The sequence below is a fragment of the Nostoc sp. FACHB-133 genome, from assembly GCF_014698055.1.
Lineage (GTDB): Bacteria > Cyanobacteriota > Cyanobacteriia > Cyanobacteriales > Nostocaceae > Nostoc.
In genome coordinates, this window is record NZ_JACJSH010000025.1 from 44,401 (window position 1) to 67,334 (window position 22,934).

The 22,934-nt window shown below is 40.2% G+C and carries 22 protein-coding genes; 18 read left to right on the forward strand and 4 right to left on the reverse strand.

Annotation, left to right across the window (positions count from 1 at the left end):
- Nucleotides 1–173 precede the first annotated feature (173 nt).
- Entirely contained in the window at nucleotides 174–2,303 is a 2,130-nt protein-coding gene (gene glgX / locus H6G86_RS20555) for a glycogen debranching protein GlgX (RefSeq protein ID WP_190935861.1), read from the forward strand.
- Nucleotides 2,304–2,440: 137 nt separating this feature from the next.
- Here the strand turns inward: glgX and H6G86_RS20560 are convergent, their stop codons facing one another.
- Together H6G86_RS20560 and H6G86_RS20565 are read right to left on the reverse strand one after the other, a co-directional pair.
- Nucleotides 2,441–4,456 (reverse strand): Dyp-type peroxidase, encoded by a 2,016-nt coding sequence (locus tag H6G86_RS20560; RefSeq protein WP_199338365.1) that lies wholly within the window; start codon nucleotides 4,454–4,456, stop codon nucleotides 2,441–2,443.
- A 130-nt stretch (nucleotides 4,457–4,586) separates the two neighbouring features.
- The gene (locus H6G86_RS20565; protein WP_190935862.1) at nucleotides 4,587–6,776 is read right to left on the reverse strand and encodes a galactose oxidase early set domain-containing protein; all 2,190 of its coding nucleotides are present in this window, start codon (nucleotides 6,774–6,776) and stop codon (nucleotides 4,587–4,589) included.
- An 838-nt stretch (nucleotides 6,777–7,614) separates the two neighbouring features.
- On the opposite strand from H6G86_RS20565, the gene H6G86_RS20570 reads away from it, so the two are divergent.
- From H6G86_RS20570 to H6G86_RS20585, 4 genes are read left to right on the forward strand one after another with little or no spacing between them, the layout of a single operon-like run.
- A complete protein-coding gene (locus tag H6G86_RS20570; RefSeq protein WP_199338366.1) occupies nucleotides 7,615–8,253 on the forward strand; it encodes a YybH family protein in 639 nt (212 codons plus the stop codon).
- Nucleotides 8,254–8,283: 30 nt separating this feature from the next.
- Nucleotides 8,284–9,573: a glycosyltransferase family 2 protein gene (locus H6G86_RS20575; protein WP_190935863.1), complete on the forward strand. Its 1,290-nt coding sequence runs from the start codon at nucleotides 8,284–8,286 to the stop codon at nucleotides 9,571–9,573.
- Entirely contained in the window at nucleotides 9,566–10,495 is a 930-nt protein-coding gene (locus H6G86_RS20580) for an OST-HTH/LOTUS domain-containing protein (protein WP_190935864.1), read from the forward strand. Before H6G86_RS20575 ends, H6G86_RS20580 begins: the two co-directional genes overlap by 8 nt.
- 20 nt (nucleotides 10,496–10,515) lie before the next feature.
- Nucleotides 10,516–12,222 carry an N-acyl-D-amino-acid deacylase family protein gene (locus H6G86_RS20585; protein ID WP_190935865.1) on the forward strand — a complete coding sequence of 569 codons (1,707 nt, stop codon included), beginning with the start codon at nucleotides 10,516–10,518 and terminating at the stop codon, nucleotides 12,220–12,222.
- 55 nt (nucleotides 12,223–12,277) lie between these two features.
- On the opposite strand, the gene H6G86_RS20590 is transcribed toward H6G86_RS20585, so the two are convergent.
- Together H6G86_RS20590 and H6G86_RS20595 are read right to left on the reverse strand one after the other, a co-directional pair.
- The gene (locus H6G86_RS20590; RefSeq protein WP_190935866.1) at nucleotides 12,278–12,592 is read right to left on the reverse strand and encodes a helix-turn-helix domain-containing protein; all 315 of its coding nucleotides are present in this window, start codon (nucleotides 12,590–12,592) and stop codon (nucleotides 12,278–12,280) included.
- Nucleotides 12,593–12,596: 4 nt separating this feature from the next.
- On the reverse strand, nucleotides 12,597–12,938 hold the full coding sequence (locus tag H6G86_RS20595; RefSeq protein ID WP_190935867.1) for a type II toxin-antitoxin system RelE/ParE family toxin: 342 nt from the start codon (nucleotides 12,936–12,938) through the stop codon (nucleotides 12,597–12,599).
- A gap of 100 nt (nucleotides 12,939–13,038) precedes the next feature.
- On the opposite strand from H6G86_RS20595, the gene H6G86_RS20600 reads away from it, so the two are divergent.
- From H6G86_RS20600 to H6G86_RS20655, 13 genes are all read left to right on the forward strand, one after another.
- A complete protein-coding gene (locus H6G86_RS20600; RefSeq protein WP_190935868.1) occupies nucleotides 13,039–13,185 on the forward strand; it encodes a hypothetical protein in 147 nt (48 codons plus the stop codon).
- An 18-nt stretch (nucleotides 13,186–13,203) separates the two neighbouring features.
- The gene (locus H6G86_RS20605; RefSeq protein WP_190935869.1) at nucleotides 13,204–14,871 is read left to right on the forward strand and encodes a DUF262 domain-containing protein; all 1,668 of its coding nucleotides are present in this window, start codon (nucleotides 13,204–13,206) and stop codon (nucleotides 14,869–14,871) included.
- Nucleotides 14,872–15,009: 138 nt separating this feature from the next.
- Nucleotides 15,010–15,174 (forward strand): DUF8639 family protein, encoded by a 165-nt coding sequence (locus H6G86_RS40190; RefSeq protein WP_520449445.1) that lies wholly within the window; start codon nucleotides 15,010–15,012, stop codon nucleotides 15,172–15,174.
- Nucleotides 15,175–15,258: 84 nt separating this feature from the next.
- On the forward strand, nucleotides 15,259–15,486 hold the full coding sequence (locus H6G86_RS20610) for a ribbon-helix-helix domain-containing protein (protein ID WP_190935870.1): 228 nt from the start codon (nucleotides 15,259–15,261) through the stop codon (nucleotides 15,484–15,486).
- Nucleotides 15,487–15,527: 41 nt separating this feature from the next.
- Nucleotides 15,528–15,941, forward strand: coding sequence for an Mpo1-like protein (locus H6G86_RS20615; RefSeq protein WP_190935871.1), 414 nt, complete (start codon nucleotides 15,528–15,530; stop codon nucleotides 15,939–15,941).
- Nucleotides 15,925–16,929, forward strand: coding sequence for a Rieske 2Fe-2S domain-containing protein (locus H6G86_RS20620; RefSeq protein WP_190935872.1), 1,005 nt, complete (start codon nucleotides 15,925–15,927; stop codon nucleotides 16,927–16,929). The genes H6G86_RS20615 and H6G86_RS20620 overlap by 17 nt, the downstream gene beginning before the upstream one ends.
- Before the next feature lie 240 nt (nucleotides 16,930–17,169).
- Nucleotides 17,170–17,910, forward strand: a complete 741-nt coding sequence (locus H6G86_RS20625; protein ID WP_190935873.1) for a hypothetical protein — start codon at nucleotides 17,170–17,172, stop codon at nucleotides 17,908–17,910.
- 5 nt (nucleotides 17,911–17,915) lie between these two features.
- Complete coding sequence (locus H6G86_RS20630) at nucleotides 17,916–18,977, forward strand: aromatic ring-hydroxylating dioxygenase subunit alpha (protein WP_190935874.1); 1,062 nt, start codon at nucleotides 17,916–17,918, stop codon at nucleotides 18,975–18,977.
- Entirely contained in the window at nucleotides 18,961–19,866 is a 906-nt protein-coding gene (locus H6G86_RS20635) for a ferritin-like domain-containing protein (RefSeq protein ID WP_190935875.1), read from the forward strand. Before H6G86_RS20630 ends, H6G86_RS20635 begins: the two co-directional genes overlap by 17 nt.
- Nucleotides 19,867–19,904: 38 nt before the next feature.
- The gene (locus H6G86_RS20640) at nucleotides 19,905–21,110 is read left to right on the forward strand and encodes a P-aminobenzoate N-oxygenase AurF (protein WP_190935876.1); all 1,206 of its coding nucleotides are present in this window, start codon (nucleotides 19,905–19,907) and stop codon (nucleotides 21,108–21,110) included.
- An 18-nt stretch (nucleotides 21,111–21,128) separates the two neighbouring features.
- The gene (locus tag H6G86_RS20645) at nucleotides 21,129–21,413 is read left to right on the forward strand and encodes a 2Fe-2S iron-sulfur cluster-binding protein (RefSeq protein WP_190935877.1); all 285 of its coding nucleotides are present in this window, start codon (nucleotides 21,129–21,131) and stop codon (nucleotides 21,411–21,413) included.
- A gap of 326 nt (nucleotides 21,414–21,739) precedes the next feature.
- Nucleotides 21,740–21,955, forward strand: coding sequence for a hypervirulence associated TUDOR domain-containing protein (locus H6G86_RS20650; RefSeq protein ID WP_190935878.1), 216 nt, complete (start codon nucleotides 21,740–21,742; stop codon nucleotides 21,953–21,955).
- Nucleotides 21,956–22,100: 145 nt separating this feature from the next.
- Nucleotides 22,101–22,796, forward strand: coding sequence for a pentapeptide repeat-containing protein (locus H6G86_RS20655; RefSeq protein ID WP_190935879.1), 696 nt, complete (start codon nucleotides 22,101–22,103; stop codon nucleotides 22,794–22,796).
- Nucleotides 22,797–22,934 lie beyond the last annotated feature (138 nt).

A 22,934-nucleotide genomic window follows, 5' to 3' on the forward strand; every position in this document is an offset into this window, starting at 1 on the left:
TCCTTGTTATCATCAAATTTTAAGACTTTTTAAGGATGAAATTGCAATAAAATAGTAATTCTTTGCTAATTTAAACTTATTAGATTTAACCTTAAAATTACTTGTATTAATTACTATTAAACACATCTTCAAGTTTTTTATTAACAGTAAAATTAGTTCTTGGTAATTCGCTTATGTATGTAGCTGTATGGCCTGGGAACGTATATCCCTTGGGTGCTAGTTGGGATGGAAAAGGTACGAATTTTGCTTTGTTTTCCGAAAATGCAACAGGTGTAGAACTTTGTTTATTTGATGCTGATAATCATGAAATTCGCTTGCCTTTAACAGAAAAAAATAATTTTGTTTGGCACGCTTATCTACCAGGAGTAGGGCCTGGGCAACGCTATGGATTTAGAGTACATGGCCCTTGGGCCCCAGAACTTGGTCATCGCTTTAATCCTAATAAACTATTAATTGATCCCTATGCCAAGGCAATTGATGGGGAAATTAGTGATACCGCAGCCATTTTTGGCTACTCTTTAGATGCGCCAGAACAAGACCTAGCTTTTTCTGATTTAGATAATGCCGAAACGATGCCGAAGTGTATTGTTGTCGATCAATCCTTTGATTGGGGAGATGACAAACTACTTTCTATACCGTGGCACGAAACTATTATTTATGAAACTCACGTTAAAGGTTTTACTAAATTACACCCAGAAATTCCAGAAGAATTACGTGGTACCTATGCAGGGCTGGCACATCCAGTTGCAATTCAATATCTCCAACAACTAGGCATTACATCTGTGGAATTGATGCCTGTACATCACTTTTTATCTTCTCCAGGATTTCTGGTAAATAAAGGACTCAAAAACTATTGGGGTTATGATTCTATTAATTATTTCACCCCCTACTCTGGTTACAGTGCTAGTGGCTCAGTCGGACAACAAGTGACCGAATTTAAGCAGATGGTCAAGGACTTACACTCTGCTGGCATTGAAGTAATTTTAGATGTAGTTTATAACCACACTGGCGAAGGCAATCATTTAGGGCCAACATTATCGCTACGAGGCATCGATAATGCTGTGTACTACCGCTTGGTCAAAGATAATTCCCGTTACTATATGGACTTCACAGGCTGCGGCAACTCTCTCAATGTGCGTCATGCCCAAGTTCTGAAGTTAATCATGGATAGTCTGCGCTATTGGGTAACAGAAATGCATATTGATGGCTTTCGCTTTGATTTAGCCTCAGCATTAGCGCGAGAACTATATGAAGTAGATAATCTCGCAGCTTTTTTTGATATTATTCATCAAGATCCAATTCTGGCAGATGTAAAGCTGATTGCTGAACCTTGGGATTTAGGAGAAGGCGGTTATCAAGTTGGCAATTTTCCTTTACGTTGGTCTGAATGGAATGGCAGATATCGTGATACTGTACGGGATTTTTGGCGTGGTGAGGATGATAGCCTCGGACAATTTGCTTACTGTTTTACCGGCAGCCCTGACCTTTACCAAGCAAACGGGCGTAATCCCAGTGCCAGTATTAATTTCATCACTGCTCATGATGGCTTCACGCTCAATGATTTGGTCAGCTACAACGAAAAGCATAATCAGGACAACGGCGAAGATAGCCGCGATGGGGAAAGCCATAACCGCTCTTGGAATTGCGGTGTAGAAGGAGAAACCAATGACCCAGATGTAATCCGCTTACGGCAACGTCAGCGACGCAACTTTTTAGCAACTCTAATGCTGTCTCAAGGCATACCCATGCTATTAGGAGGAGATGAAATTGGTTGCACTCAGAAGGGTAACAACAATGTATACTGCCAAGATAATGAAATTGCCTGGCGTGATTGGAGTTTACAAAAGTCTAATTCCGAACTACTAGATTTTGCCCGCGAACTGATTTATTTTCGTCATCAGCATCCAGTATTTCGGCGGCGTAAGTGGTTTCAAGGCCGTCCTATTCACGGTTTTGGGATCAGTGATATTGGTTGGTTTAATGACGATGGCAGCGAAATGACTGAAAAGCAGTGGCTAGTTAGTTATGCCAAAGCTATGGAAATTTTCTTGAATGGCGAGGGCATTGTTACTCCTGGCCGCCGTGGTGAACGGATTATTGATGAGAGCTTTCTGCTATTCTTTAATGCTCACTACGAAACGATTGAGTTTGCTTTACCTAATGTTTTCCGGGATAGGGAATGGGAAATAGTTATTGACACCAATGAATCTCGCTTCCTTAGCCCAGGAAAGTTGGTTATGGGTGAGCAAACTGTGCCAGTTACAGACCGCTCTCTTATGGTGTTACGTCGTCTTGCTTTATAAGACAAAAATCTTATGAGCGATCGCGTCTATGACAAAATAAAAAATTGAGTGATACAGGGTGAAGTGCGATCAGGAAAGCGATCGCACTTCACAACGGTCATTTGAAGGATAAAGTAAACTCCGTTAAAACCTACTTACTATTTGAGGGAACCAATGTAGTTATTCAGCGTATTGATATTATTATCGTAGGCAGAGTAATCACCCAATGAAACACGTTGATTTTGCACAAAGAACTTGAATGGTAGCTCTCGTTCGCCAAAGAAATTAACAAATCCGTCCGGCTCACTGGTATCTCCATTGAGACCAATTCCCCACTTCAGGTCTTTGTATTCCTCTAATTCAGCGATCTTATATTCGCTAGCATCGCTCTCTTGATCGATTACATCTGCGATATACCGATTTAGGGTTTTGATATTCTCATCGTAAGCTGAGTATTCACCCAATCCAACTTGATTTTGCAAATAAAATTTAAATGAGAGCTTTCGCTGGTTGAAGAAGGTGAGGAATCCGTCCGGCTCAACGGTATCTCCGTTTAGACCAATTGCCCAGTTCCTCTGCTTATAATTCTGAAGTTCATTGATTATGCCTTGCGCCGCTTCGATCTCTTTTTTAGGGACTCCGCGAAATTCTATATGGCGACTGGGTTCAGGAGCAAGCGACTTGAGGAAACTCATACAAGGGGTAAAGAAAAATTCTCCGCCTTTCATAGTTACCCAATGGCTAAAGTCAGCTTCAGTCTGTTCTTCACCGCCCCACTTAGTTGGCCAACTGTATGTCTCCGTGACGGCTGTGTTGTCGTCTCCTTTCTTTTCTACACCAATAACTACATCTGTTCCCACATCTCGCTTGATAAAGTTCCTTTCTTTAGCCCATGCCTTCTGCATGAAGTTGAACTGGTTCATTAAACTGGCTTGGAAGCTCATAAACAGCAATCCAGCGTTGTTTTCTGGCTCTTTGCTGGGGAGAGTACCATAGTTAATTGCGCGACGGGCAATGCGATGCATCTTCTCCTCTTCTAGAGGGATTGATACAAGGGCTAATGTATCCCCACGGGGATTGACCTTGCGAGTGTGGGCATGGAAAGGACACTTGAAACCTTGCGGATCATCTTGATAATTAAAGTTGTTAGTTTCAGGCTTTTTATCCTCGCTTGGTGCCTGAGCGATCGCTACTGGTGTTCCATTCTGGAAGCGTCCCATAGTGTATGCTCCTGCTAAAGGTGCATTTAGTTCTCCTGAACCTTTCAGCTTCTCGGCCAGGTTTTTGACAACATCTTGATTCCAGGCTTTAACGTTCTGCTCCAGTTTACGGAACACCAAGAAGCTACCGTAACTTTCCTGTTTTTTACCCAAGGGATCTTTGAACAAAACCAAGCTTAGGGGTGCGCGGGGGTCCCATTTGGTAAAGTCGCTATGTTCTTTTTCTTTGTCAACATCGCGTTTCAGAAACAACGGTTGACTGACTCCATCTCGAAATCCGAAGTGTTCGATCTCTTCTCCAGAATTTTCATCTCTGAGGACGTAACCTATTTGCTCGTGGACAATAGAGGCGATCGCATCCAACTCTCCTTTTATTGCCTCTACTTTGTATTTCAAGAGAGCAGGTTGCTGACACAGCTTACTCTGATCCCTCCGCTCTTCAAGCTTGGCTTCCTCGGTTCTCGGGCCGACTATCTTATCAGCTGCGAGTAAAACGAGAGCATGAATTTCATTATTTTTAAACCCATCTTCCCATTGATTAGAATCATCGCCGAGTTCATTCTGCATATTAGGATCTTTCATCCCTTGCCGAAATGCGTCTTCATTGGGTAGATTCTGGTAGCCATAACCTAAGTGCATATAACCAGCCCTTGTCAAGAAGAAGTTGGCAAATAGTTTACCTGGTACGTCTTTCTTCTGCCGATACAGTTTTCCCTGCTCGGCTTGCTCCAGTGCTGAGGTGACATACCTGTGAGTAAAACTGCCAATCCATTGCTTGGCGGCTTCAATGTCGTTCTCGAATTTTAAGAACAAATAAACAGCATGGTTGCGTCCGTGTGATTTGAGGATGTTGCCCTGTATCTCATCCAATAGTGCTTCATGTTGAAATTCATCAAAAGGGGTAACAATTTCGACGATTTGATTGATGTCAATTTCCTTGATTTCGCTTGTCATAAATAACTCCTGACTTCAGATTTATCTAAACTTGTCTGGTTGAGAGCCGGACTGGGAGATATTTGATAAGTAGTCAGTCTAAAAAACTACTACAAATATCTCCCTTGTGGAAGAATTAATGAGGAGGAAATTAGCTATTTACTAATTGCACAATCTTGGCGTGAGAAGGCTTTCCGGCACTATTGATGTAGAACAGCATGTAGTAGCCGGGTGGAGTAAAGTGGTCGTTGGTGGGAGCAGTGAAGGGAATGCTAGCGTTGTATTTCAAGCCACCTAGTTGTTGCTCTTGTGCGCTCAAGTATTTAATCTGTTTTTTGTCGATCTGGATATCTACCAATCGTTGACCATTGTCAAAGGAGTGGGTGACAGATCCCAATTTTACAAGCACTATAGAACCTGGTTGATCTGTAGAGGCATTGCTCACAGAAATAGTTTGAGACGCACCGTATTGGAGTTTTTCAGGAGCGATCGCAATTTCTGGGCGATCGCTCTCTCCGAAGAGATAAGGTGGGTAAAAGATGGCATGTTGCCATATCTCACCGCTATTGCCATCAGTGCCTTTATTAACAAAGGCAAAATCGTTCTTGGTATCCAGACGAACTGTTCCATCTTTATCAAATCTGGCAGCACGAGAGTTATTACCACCCATGACTAACACCCGTGCATCTGGCAACAGCAAAGCGGTATTGTGATAAAGTCTGGGTTCAACATCCGGGTTCATCAGCTTGGTACGGAAGCCTTGGTGTCCGGTTTTAGTCGCATCGGGAATCAACAAAGTAGGGTTGTAAGCCGGACGAGTTTCGGCGTAGTTACCTCCATTGACGACCAAAATTTCTTTGGTGGGTAGAATAACCGCCTGTTCCATAGCTCGTTTGCCATAGCGACCCAATTTTGAAGACTGTTTCACATACTTATAATTCAGTGGAAATTTCTTCACCTTGCCATCGACAATATCCTCAGTATTCAGCAGGATGTCTTCATCGATTTTGGCCAAGAAGTCATTATCGATCTCCCATGAACCTTTAGTGCTAGCGTCTTGTGGCGCTTTCCAACGCTCTAGGCTAGCAGTGATACTTGCTCCCTTAATAACGTCTTTTCCAGGGCCAATACCAATGTTATTGGTACCCATGATGCCACCCAATAACAAAACATCGCCGTTAGGAGAACTAGGGTCGAGAACAGCAGTGCCATAGACTTTGTTGATTGCCAGTCTGTTGGGGCCTGGCTCGAAGCTAATGGAATATTTTCCATCCTGATCTTTATTGAACGTTACAAAATAGCTGTGGGTACTTGCGTGTGCAATCTTCGGTTCATTTTTACCACCGCCATCACCAGTGATTATGAATCGGTTTTTCTCTTTGGTGGGTAGTATGCGGGCATAGAGGTCTATGATGTCAGAGCCGAAGCTCTCGTCATTCATTTGAGTTAGAAATGGATTGTTGGGAAGATTCTTGACATCGATAGACTGCCAAGTCTTCAAGTTAGGATCGTAGATTTCTACCAGAGTGCTAACAATCTGAGAGGGATCGGCTGTGAATCCTGAGAAAGAAGCGATCGCCCCGTCTGCTAGAGGAATGAGGGTAGGATACCAGTGACCATCCTTGGTTAAACCCAGGTTTTCCCACCTCTTTATATTTTGGTCTTGTTTTTGCCAATCTTTTTCTTGCCAGTGATAAATATTGGCTTGTTTTGAACCAGCGAAGCGTACACCTGGGTAATATACTCGACTACCACCGATAAATAGTACATCTCCGTTGGGCAGCTGTAAATGACCGGAACAGAAAGGGTCATTGCTTTCGCCGTTTATCTCTGCTAGGGGTGAGTCAATGCGCTGGAAAGGAGAGATGTTGAAATCTAGCTTTGCATTCTCGATTAACGAATCGGAAAGGGAGGGATCGAAGAGAGAGGTATTATTGACGACATCATAATTTTTAGTATTAACACCGTCTTCGATCTTGCCTTCTGTTGTGACACGGTTGCGGTTGCTGCTGCCATTGACAATGAGAACTTTATTGTTGGGTAATAGCGCTGCGTGAACAGCTTGCATCCGATCGCTTTCGTTTTTGGCCATTGGTAGCATATACCAAGCGCCCATTTCTTGCGGACAACCTTCGTATGTGAGCAGTTTATTGCCCAGTTTGCCTCGCAAGTTCTTTTCTAAAGTACTAGTTTCTGCACAGATAATCGAGGCACTGGGTGGCGGTTCATCAGCGATCGCATAACGACCCCCATAAAAGGTAACTGCCACTGCCAAAACAAAGATCGCCAAGATTTTCAGGAGTTTGTTCCGCGTCGTCATTGTCAATTGTTCTTGAGTCATAAATCCTTGTAACAGTGGTGGTCTGAAGGTACAACAAAGACAGCAGAATTCTTTATCCCCAGATATCTCAAAAAATGGGTACTTGACCCACCAACACAGACTTTGGAGATTCGGTTACTCGACAGCATGAAGAATAACCTCTTGTTGGAAAAGGCTTTGAAGTGCAGTTAGGTAAGTTTTGGTTAAATCCCAAAACCAACAAATTGGTGCATTAGTACTTATTAGTTAATACCAATTCTGTTAATTCAAGAGGGTCGTCACCGTTTTTAGCTGTCAACTAACCACATTAAAGCTAGTTACTTGCTTAATGGATCAGTATTATTACTGAAAAATACGTAATTACACATTACTTTATAAAGTATGGTGCGCTTTTTTGATGAAAAGCCAGAAAAACAAGTATAAACTCAATATTTTATCGATAAATATACTACTAGTAAAAATACTTAAATCCAACCTTGCATAAGTTCGTAGCGAATTGACAAGGGAAAATTCTTGAGGGTAAGGCAGGAGATAGAAACATCTATCTAATATGTGAGTGCTGCATTTGTGCCTCACTTACTTGCAAATATCTAGTGACCCAAGGTGTAATAAAGTTGACTAGTTAATCTATCTAATTTTTCACGGTAAGTTCTCAAACAACCTGGCTTTTACACAGGCTGATTCTCAACAATCATAGATTAATGAAAATACCTAACCTAAAATCAGGGTTAGAGAAAACTGATTGACTTCATCAGCACTTCTTTTTGTATTTCTTTATGTCCAACAAAAAGAAGTGCTGAATGTGGGTAGTAACATTAAAAAATTCTCGCTAAGTGTCACTTAATCTACAGGTTTTTAGATGATGAAACAGAGACAGGCAAGCATATACAAATACACTCAGCTACTTTGGAGTGTTTTGTTAGTGTTAGTAATTTGGAATCAACCCCAATACGCTCTGGCAGATGTCAACCCACAGGAGATAAATGCAATTATTCGCACACGGGACATTGCCCTGCAAGCCCTAAACACCCGCGATTTTGCCAAAATACAGCCTTACTTGCACCCAAACTTCACAATCACAACAGTTGATAACCAGATTTTTCACAAAGTTCCTGAGTTTGAAAAGTACTGGAATCAGCAGTTTTCCAGTTCCATCAAAGATATCAAAATGCAACTGAAGGGAGATACTCTTAGAACATTTCTCACTCCAGAAATAGATGTTGCCTCTGGAGAAGCGATCGCATCTTTTTCTTTCAAAGATGGCAAAGCGGCTGATATGGCGTTGCGATGGACAGCAGTGCTGCAAAAACTCCAAGATAAATGGACGATTCAATCGCTGCATTTTTCCTCAAATCTGCTGAATAACCCAGTGCTAAATGCTGCTCAACAATTGGGACGGATTCTAGCAGTTGCAGCCGGAGTGGGCGGTTTCCTTCTGGGAGCATTGCGGTTTCCTTCTGGGAGCATTGACGATGCTATTATTACGTCGCAGAACTAAGCCACGAACCGAAAGGATATAGCAAATAAAGTGGGAAGAAGTACTTATCAGCCCAGTAAAAATATTAGCTTTCATCGCCGTCTCAAAGCAACCATAATAGTTTTGTTAGTTTGGGGTGGCGTGAGTTTGCTGCACTGGCTACCAGAAACACAATGGTTGATGCTGGGATTAACGGCAATCCTGACTGTGCAAACGTTACGGATGCTGTTAGCAAAACCAGTAGCGGCGGTGATGGAGAATGAGATTTATTTACCGCCAGTCTCGATTTTAGTTCCGGCTAAAAATGAAAGTTCAGTCTTGGCTAATCTAGTTTACAGCTTATGCCAATTGAATTATCCCAGCGATTCTGTAGATATCTGGGTTGTTGATGACGGTAGTACCGATGAAACCCCCCAGGTTTTGAGGGAATTACAAACTCAATTTCCATCTTTGCAAGTTCATCGACGGGAATCAAAAGGTGGTAAATCAGGGGCGTTAAATGCGGTGTTTCCCTTTACCCAAGGGGAGATTATCTTAGTCTGCGATGCAGATGCTCAATTACCTGCTAATTTTCTCCAGCAAACAGTACCTCTATTTCAGAAGCAAACGATCGGTGCAGTGCAAGTACGAAAAGCGATTTCTAATGCTAATACCAATTTTTTAACCCGTTGCCAGCAGATGGAAATGTGCTGTGATAGCTTTCTGCAAACCCATCGCATTGCTATTGGTGGAATGTCTGAACTGCGGGGTAATGGGATGTTAGTTCGTCGGAAATTGTTAGAAAAGTGTCAAGGTTGGAATGAGAACACTGTCACCGATGATTTGGATCTTTGCTTCAAACTCTATTTAGCAGGTACAGAAATTGAGTTTGTTACAGTTCCATCAATTCAGGAAGAAGGTGTAACTACTTGGGAAAAACTTTGGAATCAACGCTGTCGTTGGGCTGAAGGTGGCTATCAGCGTTATCTAGATTATTTTCCGCAAATTCTGACTTTAGGTTGGGCGAAAGAAACTGATTTACTATTGTTTTTTCTATTGCAATTTATTTTGCCAATTGGACTAATCCCAGACTTACTTTGGACAATATTTTATAGCCATAATCCAGTTCTGTTTCCACTCCAGACACTACTCAGCATAATTTTGACAATTGCCTTTATTGCTGGACTTTACCAATTTCAAAATTTACGGGGATGGTCTTTGTTGTGGGCAACAATTCAAGGGTCATTATACATGGTGCATTGGATTCCTGTGATGATTGTGACAACTTTAAAAATGTGTGTGCAAAAAGAGCGATCGCGCTGGGTGAAAACTGAGCATCGGGGTGGAAAAAATTATGGTTGAAGAATCAGATAATCTGATAGAAAAGCAGAAAAAATACTTTATGTTAATTGGAGTAAGTGTTTATGAAGGTCAAGCAATTGAATATAAGCTGAAAAAGCTTAGTAAATTTATTCATCCTAATATTGACGATGCATTGCCTGAAATTACCAAAGAAGATTTTTTGGCGAGAGAGAAGATTTTAGAAAGAAAAACACTAGGGTTTATTTTCAACTATTTAAAGCAAAATAAATCTTTATTAAATGATGATGCAGAATTTTTAGTTAATAGGTTTGTAAATTATAGAAATACTATTATTCATCACCTTATAAAATTACCAGGCTTTAATCTGAATACAGAAGAAGGTATAGATCGAGGAATACAGTTTTTAGAGGAATATAGAAAAGCAATAAAAGATATAAATGATATTTTTGATCCAACTTTTATTTATGCACATATATTATTATACGAAAACGTCGATAATATAGATGACATGGATAAGTATCAAAATAGTTTAAATAATTTGTATTCACTCTTGAATGAATCCTTAACAAGAGCGGGTGGCTCTCTTGAAATAGAGATTCACAATAACCTTGATGAACGTTTTGATTACCAGACAAAAAGTAATTTTAATAAAAACAATTCTTCTACATTTAACCCGCAAGCAGAAAAAAAGAAATTATGGCAAAATACTAAAATAGTTCGTGCATTGAGTCGTATTGGAGCAGAGATAGCAAATCAAGATGGATGGATTTCTTTATTTATTTGTGAACAACGGCTAAAAACAGAGTACCCAGAAATAAAGCCTAATGATTATGGGTTTAATAATATTCTGGAAATAATCAAAATATCTAATTTGTTTGAATTAAAAAAAACAAAATCCAAAAAACATAATAAATATAAAATTTATTTTCGGTTTTATCAAGAAACAAATGAAATTAGCTGAAATTATCAAAATAGAGAATCATGTTAGATTTGCTGATTCAAAACGGGTTAATTTTCGATGGCTTAGGCTCTCCACCTGTTCGCGGAGATATTGGCATTCAAAACGGCTGCATTGTCACCCTTGCACCCTCCTCAACTACCCCAGCGCATGAAGTGGTTGATGCTTCTGGGTTATGGGTAACACCGGGATTTATAGATATTCATACTCATTACGATTTAGAGTTAGAAATTGCACCAGGATTGAGTGAATCAGTTCGTCATGGTGTTACTAGCGTGGTTATTGGTAACTGTAGCTTGTCTGTTGCGATCGCCCAACCCCAAATCCTGGCTGATATTTTTCAGAGAGTAGAGACACTTTCCCATCGGCTGATTGCAAAATGGTTGAAAAAGTCAGTTTCCTGGCAGACACCAGCAGAATATTTACAGCATTTGCAACAGTTACCTCTCGGCCCCAATGTTGCCCCAATGTTTGGACACAGTGCCTTACGCGCTCATGTGATGGGATTAGAACGTAGTTTAACTGTTCAGCCGACAAAATTTGAACTAAAACTTATGCAGCGCATAGCTAGAGATGCTTTAGACGCTGGCTTTATTGGTATTTCTATTGATATGTTTCCCTGGCATCGGATGAGTGGAGAATGGCAAGGCTGTACAATTCCCTCTCAACACGCCAAATTTAAAGAATATGCAATGTTGGCGGATTTATGTCGGCGGTGCGATCGCGTTTTTCAAGTCACACCCAATTTACAAAGACTTGCTTCCTTTGTGGATATTCTGCGGATGGGTTCAGGGATTGGACAAAAACCACTGCGGCTAACAGTCCTCTCAGCCTTAGATGCCGTACACGATCGCAAACTATGGCGAATATTTTCTCCCCTACTTTTTATTTGGAATCGGCTTCTAAATGGTAATGTGCGCTTTCAAACCCTAACTGAACCTTTCACCATTTACTCTGATGGATCTGTGACTCCCTTATTTGAAGAATTTTCCACAGGCGCACAACTCAATGGTTGTCAATCACGAGAAGAAAGGCAAAAATTATGGGCATCGGAAATTTTTCGTCGTCAGTTTCGCCAAGAATGGCTCAGTAAACGGCGTAAATCATTCCATCGTCAGTTAGATTTAATGGAAGTTATTCACTGTCCCGAAGCAAGTTGGCAAGGGTTAAGTTTTGCGGAAATTGCTCGTCAAAAGCAACAAGAACCAGTAGATTTATTTATCCACGCATTACAAAAATACGATACAGATTTACGCTGGGTGGCGACAGGAGCGAATGATCGCCTAAAACCCCGTTTAGCGATGATGCAGCATCCTCATATTTTGCCTGGTTTTACCGATGCTGGCGCTCACGTGCGTAACCTGGGCTACTATGATGGAGCTTTGTCTTTGCTCAAACAAGCAGTTGCAACGAAGTTTCTTTCACCTGAAGCTGCAATTTGCCGCGTTACCGGAGAACCTGCTGGTTGGTTTCGTCTTGATACGGGAGTTCTGAGAGTTGGTGCGAAAGCGGATATAGTTTTACTCGATCCCAATGCTTTAAATCAGCCAATTAGCCCGCAAGTGCAGATATCAGATCCCGTTTTAGATGGTGAACCTCGGATGGTTAAGCGCGGTTCGGATGAGATTGTGCAAGGGGTTTATATTAATGGAGTTCGGGTTGTTTGTAGGGGTAAGGTGAGCGATCGCTTGGGGCGTGAAAAGTTGGGAACTGTTTTGTTTCCTTGTTGAATTATCTTACACAGAAGCGCAAAGATAAGTTTGAGATTTTCGCACTAAATTGCTTTTACCCCACACCAGCAATCACCTGTCCAATATCTTGAGGAGTTGCACCTGTTGCTAACATTGCCCGAATCAACAATTCAATTGATACTGAAGCATCGCCATTTTCAGCTTTAGCAATCCGAGGTTGGCTAGAACTAATCTTAGTAGCGAGTTCACTTTGAGTCATCAGTTTTTGCCGACGCTCTTTCAAGTTTTGGCTGAGAGCTAGCTTAATTTCAACAAAGATAGTTTCTTCGGGTGTTAACTCCAAAAAATCTGAAACTGTGCCAATTTTCCAGCCTTTAGATTCCAAACGTTCTCTCTTGGCTTGATCCATTACATTACTCCTGTTGATCAGTATCGTATTTGCTCAGACGCTTTTTGCAAACCTCAATTATCTTCTTGGATGTTGTTCTCGTTGTTTTATTAAAAACTTCGACAATCAAAATTGCATCGTCATCAATTCGATAAATGATTCTCCAGTTTTTATCTGTATCTCGAATACGTAATTCATGACAGTGAATTCCTATACTTGGCATAGGGCGTGAATGTGGCAACCCAAGGGATTCACCTTCCTGTAATTGTCTGAGCAGAACACCCGCTTCTATTCGTGCTTCTTGGGTGAAAGGTGGGGTTTTAACTTCACCATGTAACCAAACTAAAGGTTTGCTTTGATCTCCCATGCTCTATTTATATCATATCTGATATATCGATATAATATACCGATTAAAGGGAACTTTATCTTTAGAGCGATATCTACAGCGAGCGCACTCTTCGCACTAAATGGATATAGTTTTATTTGATTCCAATGCTTTAAGTCAGCCAATTAGCCCACAGGTGCAGATATCAGATTCAGTTTTAGATGGTGAACCTCGGATGGTTAAGCGTGGTTCGGAATATCATCTGAAGTATGTAAGTTTCGTAGATTAATAGGACAAAGCAAATTCAATGGAAGCCTCACCCGCTAAAGTTATTCAGTATTTCAACGGTGAAAAGCAAAATCTAATTCCTCTCTTTCAGCGCCCGTATAGCTGGACTGAGAACAATTGGCAAATCCTCTGGGATGATCTGATGGTGCAGTATGAAATGGGCAATACTGGAACCCACTTTATGGGGGCGATTGTCTCTGTCCCAGCCCGCAGCGTGCCTGTGGGAGTTAGTAAGTATCTCATCATTGATGGACAGCAACGCCTCACAACCTTGTCGTTACTTCTGTGCGCCCTGCGTGATAGCCTTGATTCAAATTCAGCCTCACGAATTCAGGAGGTTTTCCTAACCAATCGCTTTCGTGATCCGGAGGACACCTTAAAGTTTGTGCCAACCCAGGCAGACCGGGATTTGTACCGTACTATTGCCCTTGACCGTGAGCCTCCGTCAAAAAGTAAGGATGTTCGGATAGTTGCTGCCTATCACTTTTTTAAAGACAAACTGACCAAGAGTACTGATCTTAACGACGATCCCATAGATGCTAATAAAGTCCTAATTACCTTGGAGCAATGTCTCCAAATTGTGATGATCAACCTTGGTGATGATGACGATCCGTATCTAATTTTTGAGAGCCTGAATTTCAAGGGCGAGCCACTCACTCAAGCTGACTTAGTGAGGAATTATCTCCTGATGCGCTTCCGTCACTCAATTTCTGCTGGTGGAGAGCAGGAACGGGTTTACTCAAAATATTGGATTCCACTTGAGAGTATGCTTAAATCCAACCTCACTGAATTTCTTCGCCATTACATAATGAAGGATGGGTATGATATCAAGCAAAATGGCATTTATGCGGCTACCAGAGCGAAGTTGAAAAGTATGGAATCAACGGAAGAAGTCGAAGCAGAAGTTCAGTCTATGCAAAAGTTTGGAGAGTTTTATGCTAGATTTCTCTCGCCAGATCAAGAAGAAACAGCAAGCATTCGTGACTGCTTGGAGAATATTAAAGAACTTAAAGTAAGGACTTCTTATCCGCTCTTGCTCCGTCTGTTTGATGCTCGCCAGAATGGGTATCTTAGCGATGCTGAATTGGAAAAATGCCTTGGATTAATCGAGTCTTTCGTAGTTCGGCGCGCTGTTTGTGGAGTGCCAACTAGCCCTCTAAACAAACTGTTTATTCAATGGGCTAAGAACTTTCCCAACACGAATTATGTCAAATGGTTACACGGTTCTTTGTCATCAGGTGGTGGTAAGAGTCGTTTTCCGAAAGATACTGAATTCGCCCCATCCTTTATGAATCAACCACAGTATGGACGTGAAAGTACTCGTTTTCTCCTTTGCCGTCTTGAAAAATCCTTTAAACATAAAGAAACTGTGGATCTTTCAACGGCAACAATAGAGCATATTCTACCTCAAACTCTGACTCAGGAATGGAGAAATGAGCTGGGTTCAGAACCAGAGACAGTTCACAACACCCTGGTTAATACATTCGGCAACTTGACTCTGACGAGTTATAACTCCGAGTTGAGCAACCTCCCATTTCCAGAGAAGAAAGCTAAACTCGAAAATACTCATATCGAGTTAAACCGTTGGATTCTTCAGCAGACTAGTTGGGGAACATCAGAAATTGAGGAACGAGCAAAGAGTTTGTTACTTATGGCCAATAATATTTGGCTAAGTCCCTTGGATTAAATATAATTAACGCACCATTTTTATGAGAGTAATACCTACGGCGGGTGGAGCGATCGCTTTATTCAGCAATTGTGCCTCACAGATAATAACTTCTCAATAACTTGTAAAATTTAAACAGCGAATAATTCCTCGATTCTTATGAGTGAAAAGCTCCAGACCGAAAAAGACAAGCTACAGGCAAGCACTAGTATAAACATAAATAAAGAAATAGAAAACGAAAAAGTTCTATGTCCTCATTGTCAGCGCACTGCTACAAACGGTATTAAATGTAAAGGTATTTGTGTGGCTGATAATGACTATTAAGGTATAAAATCTATCGTTATTGAACCATTGCCGTCATTACAAAAAATCGGTAGCATGAGGGTATAACTAAGGTTATACCAATCTATGAAAACAGCTATTTCCATCCCCGATCCTCTCTTTGAGGCTGCTGAAGAATTTGCAAAACGCATGGGGTTATCCCGTAGTCAGCTTTATGCTGTAGCACTTCAAGAATATTTGCGATCGCATAAACCGGATCAAATTACTCAACAGTTAGATGCCGTATATGCTGATGAAGACAGTAGTCTTGATCTATTGTTTATAAAGCTACAAGCTCATACTATCTCTGAGTAAAATTTATGATGTAGCGAGGTGAAATTTGCTAAGGTTTTGATATGAATTCTAATCCTCAACACAATTTGAGAAATCGGATTAATAATCAAATTATAGATCATCCTTTTACAGACTATTGGGATATTTTTATTCTTAAACATCAACATCCAATTAATATTACTCTCCACATTCTAGGAATATTCTTTTTTTACAGTTTACTCTTTTATACTTGGAAATTGCAAAACTTTTGGTTGCTCTTGGGCTTACCGTTAACTCAATTGGTGGGATTAACTGGACATTTTTTATTTGAGCGTAGCCATATTGATTTACAAGATGCTGTATTTTCTTGGCGGGCTTCTTATTGTTTAGGTAAAATGTTATTTAGAATTTTGACGGGTAAATATCGAGATGATATTCGCCAACGACAAGAAATATTAAATAATTATCTATCAAACAATTATGCAAATATTCAATAATTGGAATGTAATTGCTAAGGGTTGGTATATTGCCTGTCCTAGTCATGAAATCCCTAAAAAAACAGCTGAATCTGTAGAAGTATGCGGTCATAAAATTGCTCTTTTTAGAGGTGAAGATGGGCAAGTACGGGCTTTAGATGCTTACTGCCCTCATTTGGGAACAGATTTAGGAATTGGGAAGGTTGACGGTAATTGGATTCGTTGTGCATTTCATCATTGGGCATTTGATGAAACAGGAATTTGTCAAAATATTCCCTGTCAATCAGAAATTCCTAGTCAAGCTAAATTGCAAGCTTATGCAACAGAGGAAAAGTATGGATTTATCTGGATTTATCCAGATGCTAAAGCACCAGAGGGAGTAGTTGATTTTGATGAATTGAAGGGAAAAGAAATTGTTGCACAAGCTGATATTGCATTTGAAAGAAGTTGCCATCATCATATTTGTATGATGAATGGGATTGATGCTCAACATTTAAAAACAATTCATCATTTAGACATCAAAATGGATCTGTCTCTACATCGCAGCGAATTAGGGACGCAAATTGACTTTACAATGCGGGGACAATTCCCTAAAACTACATTTAGAGAAAAGTTAGGTCAAAGATTTCTTGGTTCTACATATCAATATTCAATGCGTTATGCTCATGGTTGCATTGGCTTGTTAACAATGATGAAGGATGTCAGGCTTTTTCCACCACTGTTTATGATATATGCTTATACTCCAATTGCACCTGGAAGAACGCGAATTCAAGCTATTTATGTAACTGAAAAACGTCAAGGTATTGTGGGATATTTGCTAAGTCAATTTTTGCTATTCTGTACTCGCTTGGCTTACTATATGCTCAGGGATGAAGATGGTAAGATTTACGACAATATTCGCTTTAATCCGAAGTTGCTCCTTAGTATTGATCAGCCATTAGCTGAATATATGGAGTATGTAAATCAGCTAAAACCGTCTCGATGGTCAAAAACAAGAGGTGTAAAATAATACATTGGGTTAAATACAGCTTAAATTAACAAGAACTTTGGTAATCTTGGGTTTCTTAATTCTTTGTAGAGTGTGAAATGCCTACCAACCCTTGCTGAGAAGGTGCAAGATGTGAATATGAGATTGTAGCGTAGATAACCATTTTGCAATCTGTCACATTACACCGTAAATTTACCAAATTGGTCGATAAAGTTTTAAATAAATACATCTTACCAATCAATCTTAGGTAATTTCCGAGTAATGAAGAGTTTGCTGATTCCTGTTCAAAAGTTGCAATCAAGCGATCGCATTGCCATGTATGCGTTGTTGCAAAATCACTTCCAAGGTATAACCTGGGATGGGTTTCAAATTGATCTAGAGCGCAAAAACTGGGTTTTGTTGTTGAGAGATGAAACATCCAACACACTGAAAGGATTTTCAACTCTGATGTTATGCCAAACAACTTTTTTGGGAGAAAAAATTAGTGTGGTGTATTCTGGCGACACTATTGTTGATCCTAGTGCTTGGTCGAGTACAACACTACCACGTAGTTGGATTGCCGCCATCAATTTTCTGCGTCAACACTATGCAGAAAATAAACTTTACTGGCTGCTAATTTGCTCTGGTTTTCGCACTTATCGTTTTTTGCCTACTTTTTGGCAAGATTTCTATCCGCGTTATGATGTTACAACACCTGCCGATGTTACAAATCTGATGGTGAGTTTAGCACGCGAATACTATGGTAGTTTATACCAAGAATTAACTGGTATCGTCAATTTTCCGCATCCCCAAATTCTCTGTGAGGGGTTAATTGAAATCCCCACAGGAAGACAGACTAATCCCCATATCCAATTTTTTGAAGAAAAAAACCCCGGCTATCGATTAGGGGATGAATTAGTTTGTTTAACTGAAATTAACTATGACAATCTCACTCGTGCTGGAAAACGGATGTGGGAGTCAGAATCATCGTTACAATTTGTGCAAGATTGTGTTCTTATTTAATTTTTATGGTATCTACAAACCCACAATCAAACTTTAATAATCCGACGCAATTTATAGAGGGATGGTACTGGGCATTAGCATCAAAAAAATTAAAGCTTGGCCAGGTAAAAGCTATAACTTTGCTAGGTAGAAATCTGGCAATTTATCGGGGAGTTAGTGGTCAGGTAGTAGCTATAGATGCTTATTGTCCACACATGGGCGCACATTTAGCAGAAGGTAAGGTAGAAGGTGATGGAATTCGCTGCTTTTTTCATAATTGGAAGTATGACAGTCGCGGAATTTGTGTAGATGTTCCTTCTCTGGGAAAACCGCTACCTGTGTGTATTAAAACTTGGCACACAGCAGAAAAATACGGCATGATTTGGGTTTGGGTAGGAGAAGAAAAGCCAAGCTCGCTACCTTTTGTACCAGAATTAGAACAGACAGATTGTGATTATATATTGGGGACTAGATTTGTCAAAAACTGCCATCCCAATGTCTTACTAATTAATGCGATTGATGCTCACCATTTCAATACAGTACACAATCTGCCTTTAGAAATTGTGTTTGATTCTCAAAACCTCAACCTCAACGCTATTACCTTCAGTAATACTACACGAGGAGGGGATGATTCTTGGTTAATTCGCCTGATTCGTCCTCTATATCGCAACGAAGTTACTTATAGTATGTGTTATTGGTATGGTAGCACTGGCACTGTGACGCTAGGCCCAGATTTCTTGCACTTCTACATTATATTTACGCTGCGAATGATCGAAGGTGGGAAAACTGAAGGGCAAACAATTCTTGTCACTCCAAAACGTCCGGGATTTTGGGGATGGGTTTTAAATCGTGGTTTGTTATGGTTAACTCAGCAGGTTGGTAATTACTTCGCCAAAGGGGATACACAGGTATTTCAAACAATTCAGTTTGATTTAAAAACTCCTACTAAAGCAGATCAATCTATTCTGGAATTTATTCAGCATGTTAATCAGCAAAAAGCTTTAACCTGGGCAACTTGGGACACTGTTAATTATCCAAATATTCAAACCCTATCAACACCTAGCCCTGAACATGGATTCAAAATATAACATTGTCGGTTTTGATCTACCACACACAGATTGTAATGACCGTTTACTACGGATATTAACAGCAGCCTTACCTAATCAGAATAATTATGATAATTATCCACAATTAAATTATTGGGATGCTGAATTTTTTAACTTACATCAAGTCAAGATTTTCCAACAATCTAATATTACTGAACAATCTGCGATTCTAGAACTTGCCAACCACAGCCTGTTAAAAGAATCATATTTCATTGAGAAAGCAGGCGTTGGCTACATGGCAAAAATGGTACTGTTAGCAGAAACAGTTGAAGAGCGAATGCTTTATGGATTGTTTACGGCTGATGAAGCTACCCACCTTCACCAAATTAGCCATTTTTTGCCAGAAATGGAAGTAACTAGCACGGACGATCCGTTTTTGCGCTTACTATCAAAAGTGGTTGAAAGTGCAGATAAAACAGTTTTGTTGTTTGTGCTGCAAGTCGTTTTAGAAGGATGGGGTTTAAGCCATTATCGGCGTTTAGCAAAGGAATGCCGCTATCCAGTTTTAACAGAACTTTTTTCCAGTTTTTTACAATCTGAATCCCGTCATCACGCTACAGGAACCACCTTGTTTAATCAAATTACTGTTTCAGCATTAAGTCAAACAACAATTCTCGATGTATTGGCACAGTTTTTGTTTATGGTACAGGTGGGGCCACAAAGTGTACTAACAGCAATCGAACAAGTGAAAGGACATCTGACGCGATCGCAAAAAATCCAAATCTTAGAAGAACTAGATACAGAGACTCATAGCGGAACGCGATTACAAATATTGCGATCGCTCATGGGGGGAACATCAGCCCAGTCTATCCTGCACAATTTAGAAGAACGCGGAGCCTTTGAACCACTCCCCGCCCATCAATGTGTGTAATAAATATCAATCTTATCTCTGCGTGAAATAAAACGGATATGGAAAAAACTATTCATCGCAAATTACAAATTAATCACACCCGGAACAAACAGCAAGATCATACTGCTTTAATGGATGAAGCTGTCACCAAGTTTCGCTATGAAGATTGTCAAAACGAGTATTGGAACCCAGAGGAATTTTCCCTGCTATATGGTACACCTTTATGGGAACAGTCCAGCCAACATCAGCGGATAATTTTGAACCAACTTTACTGGGTAGCTTACTACTCACAAATTGTTTCTGCGGAAATTGCAACTATCTTTTTCAATCAAACCAGTGCAGCCGGACTTTACGCTCAAGAAGATTTTCGCTTAATCTGCGATACATTAGATTTGGAATCCGCCCAAGAGCGATCGCACATTAACGCCTTCCGCACAATTGCCAAACAGGTTGAACAAGCGTTGTTTGGTGAACTTATCTTTACCTATCCCATGCGCGGCCCCTTTACAGAAACGATGGTTTATGCTGACACCAATGCCCTAAAAACTTGGTGGAAAAAAATTCAACTTCAATACTTTGGGCTAATTTCTGCAAATAATACTTTTTTGGCTTGTCAGTATTTCACAGTCCGGGGAGTGCGGACGCTAAACGGCAAGTTAGTACAGCACAAACTCAGCAATTATTATCAAAAACATCCCCATCCTGAAGCTGCTCCAATTCCTGCTAAAGTCTCCTATTATCACTTCATGGATGAAAGTTTTCACTTCAATAGTTCGACAATTATATCTCACGATGTTATCACTTGCCTTGCACCACCAACTGCTTTTGAGCGACTGGTTGCTAATTTAGGATTGCTGGGATGTCAGCGCGATCATTTTCATTTTTCGGCGGCAATTAACGGGATTTTTTGGTACGATCCGGCGCTGTATAACAAGATTTATCAGGTGTTGCGATCGCGTATTTTTGAGATGAGTGACAAAGATGCTAAAGAAATGATGGGGCGTTGTTTTACCGAGGATTCGGAAGGATTGCAGCGCAGTTTTTCAACTCATCAGGAGGCGATGAAATCTTATCAAGTGTATGTTGAAAAGCTCGATTATCTTTGGCAACGTAATCGGGATATGTCGCTAATGGCTACTAATTCAATTTCTCGATATTTGGCAACTCAGCAAAGGGCTTTTCAAGGTTTTGAACATAAAGAGAATTTGTTCTTATCTGACGCAGAGACGCAGAAGCCCAGAGAGGAATGGAAGAGTGTTGTTTAAGTAAAATTATTGCGTATTATGGCTGACTTCTATAAGATATCTTTTCCGGGAAGTGATTTTGTTCCTATTACTCTGGAATGTCATCAAAGTTTGTCTGAACATCTCACGATTCAGAATTCACCTGTTTTATTTGGTTGTCGGACTGGAATTTGTGGCACTTGTTTGGTTGAGGTTATTGGTGATATTCCTCCTCCCCAACATGATGAGCAGGAAATGTTAGAGACATTAGCAGCTAATTATCCTAATGCGCGGTTAGCTTGTCAACTTGATGTTACAGGTAATGTTGAAATTCGTAAGATTTAGATGGTGATTTAAAAACAACTAAAAGAGCAAGTATGGTATGGTGGTTTGCCCAACCAGAGCTTTGAATGAGGAAGCTATGTCTACGACGGGCTACGCCTACGCACACATTGCCGATGAAAACAATGAATTATGACTATCAGTTGGCAGTATTTGGGAAATAGGTATAAAAGTTGCTATCGGCAAGTTGCCACTGCCAATCTCTCCTATTTGAACAGATTTCAGACTATTGATAGCCTCTTTTAACTCTTTTTATATCGTTCGGCTGGTTTATTTTTCTGACAACTCTAACATCATAAGTAAGTATAAAATAGCCAAGAACAAAACTTATGACTGAAGAATTTCAGAAAGGCGATAAGGTGAAGTGGAATACGGCACAGGGTGAAACTACTGGCAAAGTAGAAAAAAAATTAACTTCACCCATAGATATTGGTGGACATCATGTTGCTGCCTCAAAGGATAATCCACAATATCTGGTGAAAAGCGACAAAACTGGAAAAGAAGCTGCTCATAAGTTCGATGCTCTTGAGAAAATTGAAGAATGAGGTAATCTTGAAAAACTAAGCCTAGTTTTATGTGTTGCTAAAACTAACCCTGAACAAATAACTCAAGACAAAAATAGAGTAAGCATTGATTAACATTTGGAAGTTAGAACTGTAATCGTCATTTAACGCGCCAAAACTTATAGAAATGGAAAAGATTATCTCGATTGGTTGGAATAGGTGGTTGAAACGGCACAAAGAATCTGTTTTACTATTTGACTCAATTGCTGCCGCTAGTGAGATTGCCCTTATGCTTAATGGTCAGTGGGATGGCTGCAATGGTGTGACAATTGCTAAATGTGATGAGATAGCTTTTAACACAGCTGCCAAACTATTAGAAACTACATGGTGTTATCAAGGTGATGAAAAAGCTGTTTTACACAGAGTAACAACGAATGAAATTTTACGCTGTTATGCAATGGGAGAAAGAAATTTTATTAATGCTAACTTGAAGTGTGCAGTACTTGCATCAGTGAAGCTAAGTGAAATTAACCTAAGTTATGCGTCATTGAGTTGGGCAGACCTAAGTCAAGCCAATCTAAGTAAAGCGGATTTAACAGCGGCAGACTTAAGTGAAGCTAATTTAAGTGGAGCCGACTTGAATAAGGCATATCTAATGAGGACAAATCTAAATAGAGCAAACTTGCAACAAACTTCACTGCGGGGGGCTAACCTAAGTAGGGCGAACTTAAGTGAAGTTAATCTCACTGATGCAGATTTAACTGGAGCTAATCTATCATTAGCAGACCTAAGAGGGGCAAAATTTCACTTTTGCAATTTGAGTGGGGTTAACCTAACAGGTGCTAAGTTAATCGAAAGTGACTTGGCTTTTGCTAGACAATGACCTCGGCTAAAGGCAATTGCAGGTGTTGTTTTAAAAATTATTGATATTTTTCAGTCATATAGTTAATCTAATCCACTTCCATATCTTTACTTGCTATTTCTGTACCTTTTGCAATCCCTCGCAGTCGAGACAAGTTAC

What these genes read in the sequence shown, in the direction of transcription:
- H6G86_RS20590 (WP_190935866.1), bottom strand. Translation starts at nt 12,592, where the DNA reads ATGGATCAAGCCAAGAGAGAACGTTTGGAATCTAAAGGCTGGAAAATT.
- H6G86_RS20585 (WP_190935865.1), top strand. Translation starts at nt 10,516, where the DNA reads ATGTTAGATTTGCTGATTCAAAACGGGTTAATTTTCGATGGCTTAGGC.
- H6G86_RS20565 (WP_190935862.1), bottom strand. Translation starts at nt 6,776, where the DNA reads ATGACTCAAGAACAATTGACAATGACGACGCGGAACAAACTCCTGAAA.
- H6G86_RS20640 (WP_190935876.1), top strand. Translation starts at nt 19,905, where the DNA reads ATGGAAAAAACTATTCATCGCAAATTACAAATTAATCACACCCGGAAC.
- H6G86_RS40190 (WP_520449445.1), top strand. Translation starts at nt 15,010, where the DNA reads ATGAGTGAAAAGCTCCAGACCGAAAAAGACAAGCTACAGGCAAGCACT.
- H6G86_RS20625 (WP_190935873.1), top strand. Translation starts at nt 17,170, where the DNA reads ATGAAGAGTTTGCTGATTCCTGTTCAAAAGTTGCAATCAAGCGATCGC.
- H6G86_RS20570 (WP_199338366.1), top strand. Translation starts at nt 7,615, where the DNA reads ATGATGAAACAGAGACAGGCAAGCATATACAAATACACTCAGCTACTT.
- H6G86_RS20630 (WP_190935874.1), top strand. Translation starts at nt 17,916, where the DNA reads ATGGTATCTACAAACCCACAATCAAACTTTAATAATCCGACGCAATTT.
- H6G86_RS20620 (WP_190935872.1), top strand. Translation starts at nt 15,925, where the DNA reads ATGCAAATATTCAATAATTGGAATGTAATTGCTAAGGGTTGGTATATT.
- H6G86_RS20635 (WP_190935875.1), top strand. Translation starts at nt 18,961, where the DNA reads ATGGATTCAAAATATAACATTGTCGGTTTTGATCTACCACACACAGAT.
- H6G86_RS20605 (WP_190935869.1), top strand. Translation starts at nt 13,204, where the DNA reads ATGGAAGCCTCACCCGCTAAAGTTATTCAGTATTTCAACGGTGAAAAG.
- H6G86_RS20560 (WP_199338365.1), bottom strand. Translation starts at nt 4,456, where the DNA reads ATGACAAGCGAAATCAAGGAAATTGACATCAATCAAATCGTCGAAATT.
- glgX (WP_190935861.1), top strand. Translation starts at nt 174, where the DNA reads ATGTATGTAGCTGTATGGCCTGGGAACGTATATCCCTTGGGTGCTAGT.
- H6G86_RS20595 (WP_190935867.1), bottom strand. Translation starts at nt 12,938, where the DNA reads ATGGGAGATCAAAGCAAACCTTTAGTTTGGTTACATGGTGAAGTTAAA.
- H6G86_RS20600 (WP_190935868.1), top strand. Translation starts at nt 13,039, where the DNA reads ATGGATATAGTTTTATTTGATTCCAATGCTTTAAGTCAGCCAATTAGC.
- H6G86_RS20610 (WP_190935870.1), top strand. Translation starts at nt 15,259, where the DNA reads ATGAAAACAGCTATTTCCATCCCCGATCCTCTCTTTGAGGCTGCTGAA.
- H6G86_RS20650 (WP_190935878.1), top strand. Translation starts at nt 21,740, where the DNA reads ATGACTGAAGAATTTCAGAAAGGCGATAAGGTGAAGTGGAATACGGCA.
- H6G86_RS20615 (WP_190935871.1), top strand. Translation starts at nt 15,528, where the DNA reads ATGAATTCTAATCCTCAACACAATTTGAGAAATCGGATTAATAATCAA.
- H6G86_RS20580 (WP_190935864.1), top strand. Translation starts at nt 9,566, where the DNA reads ATGGTTGAAGAATCAGATAATCTGATAGAAAAGCAGAAAAAATACTTT.
- H6G86_RS20645 (WP_190935877.1), top strand. Translation starts at nt 21,129, where the DNA reads ATGGCTGACTTCTATAAGATATCTTTTCCGGGAAGTGATTTTGTTCCT.
- H6G86_RS20655 (WP_190935879.1), top strand. Translation starts at nt 22,101, where the DNA reads ATGGAAAAGATTATCTCGATTGGTTGGAATAGGTGGTTGAAACGGCAC.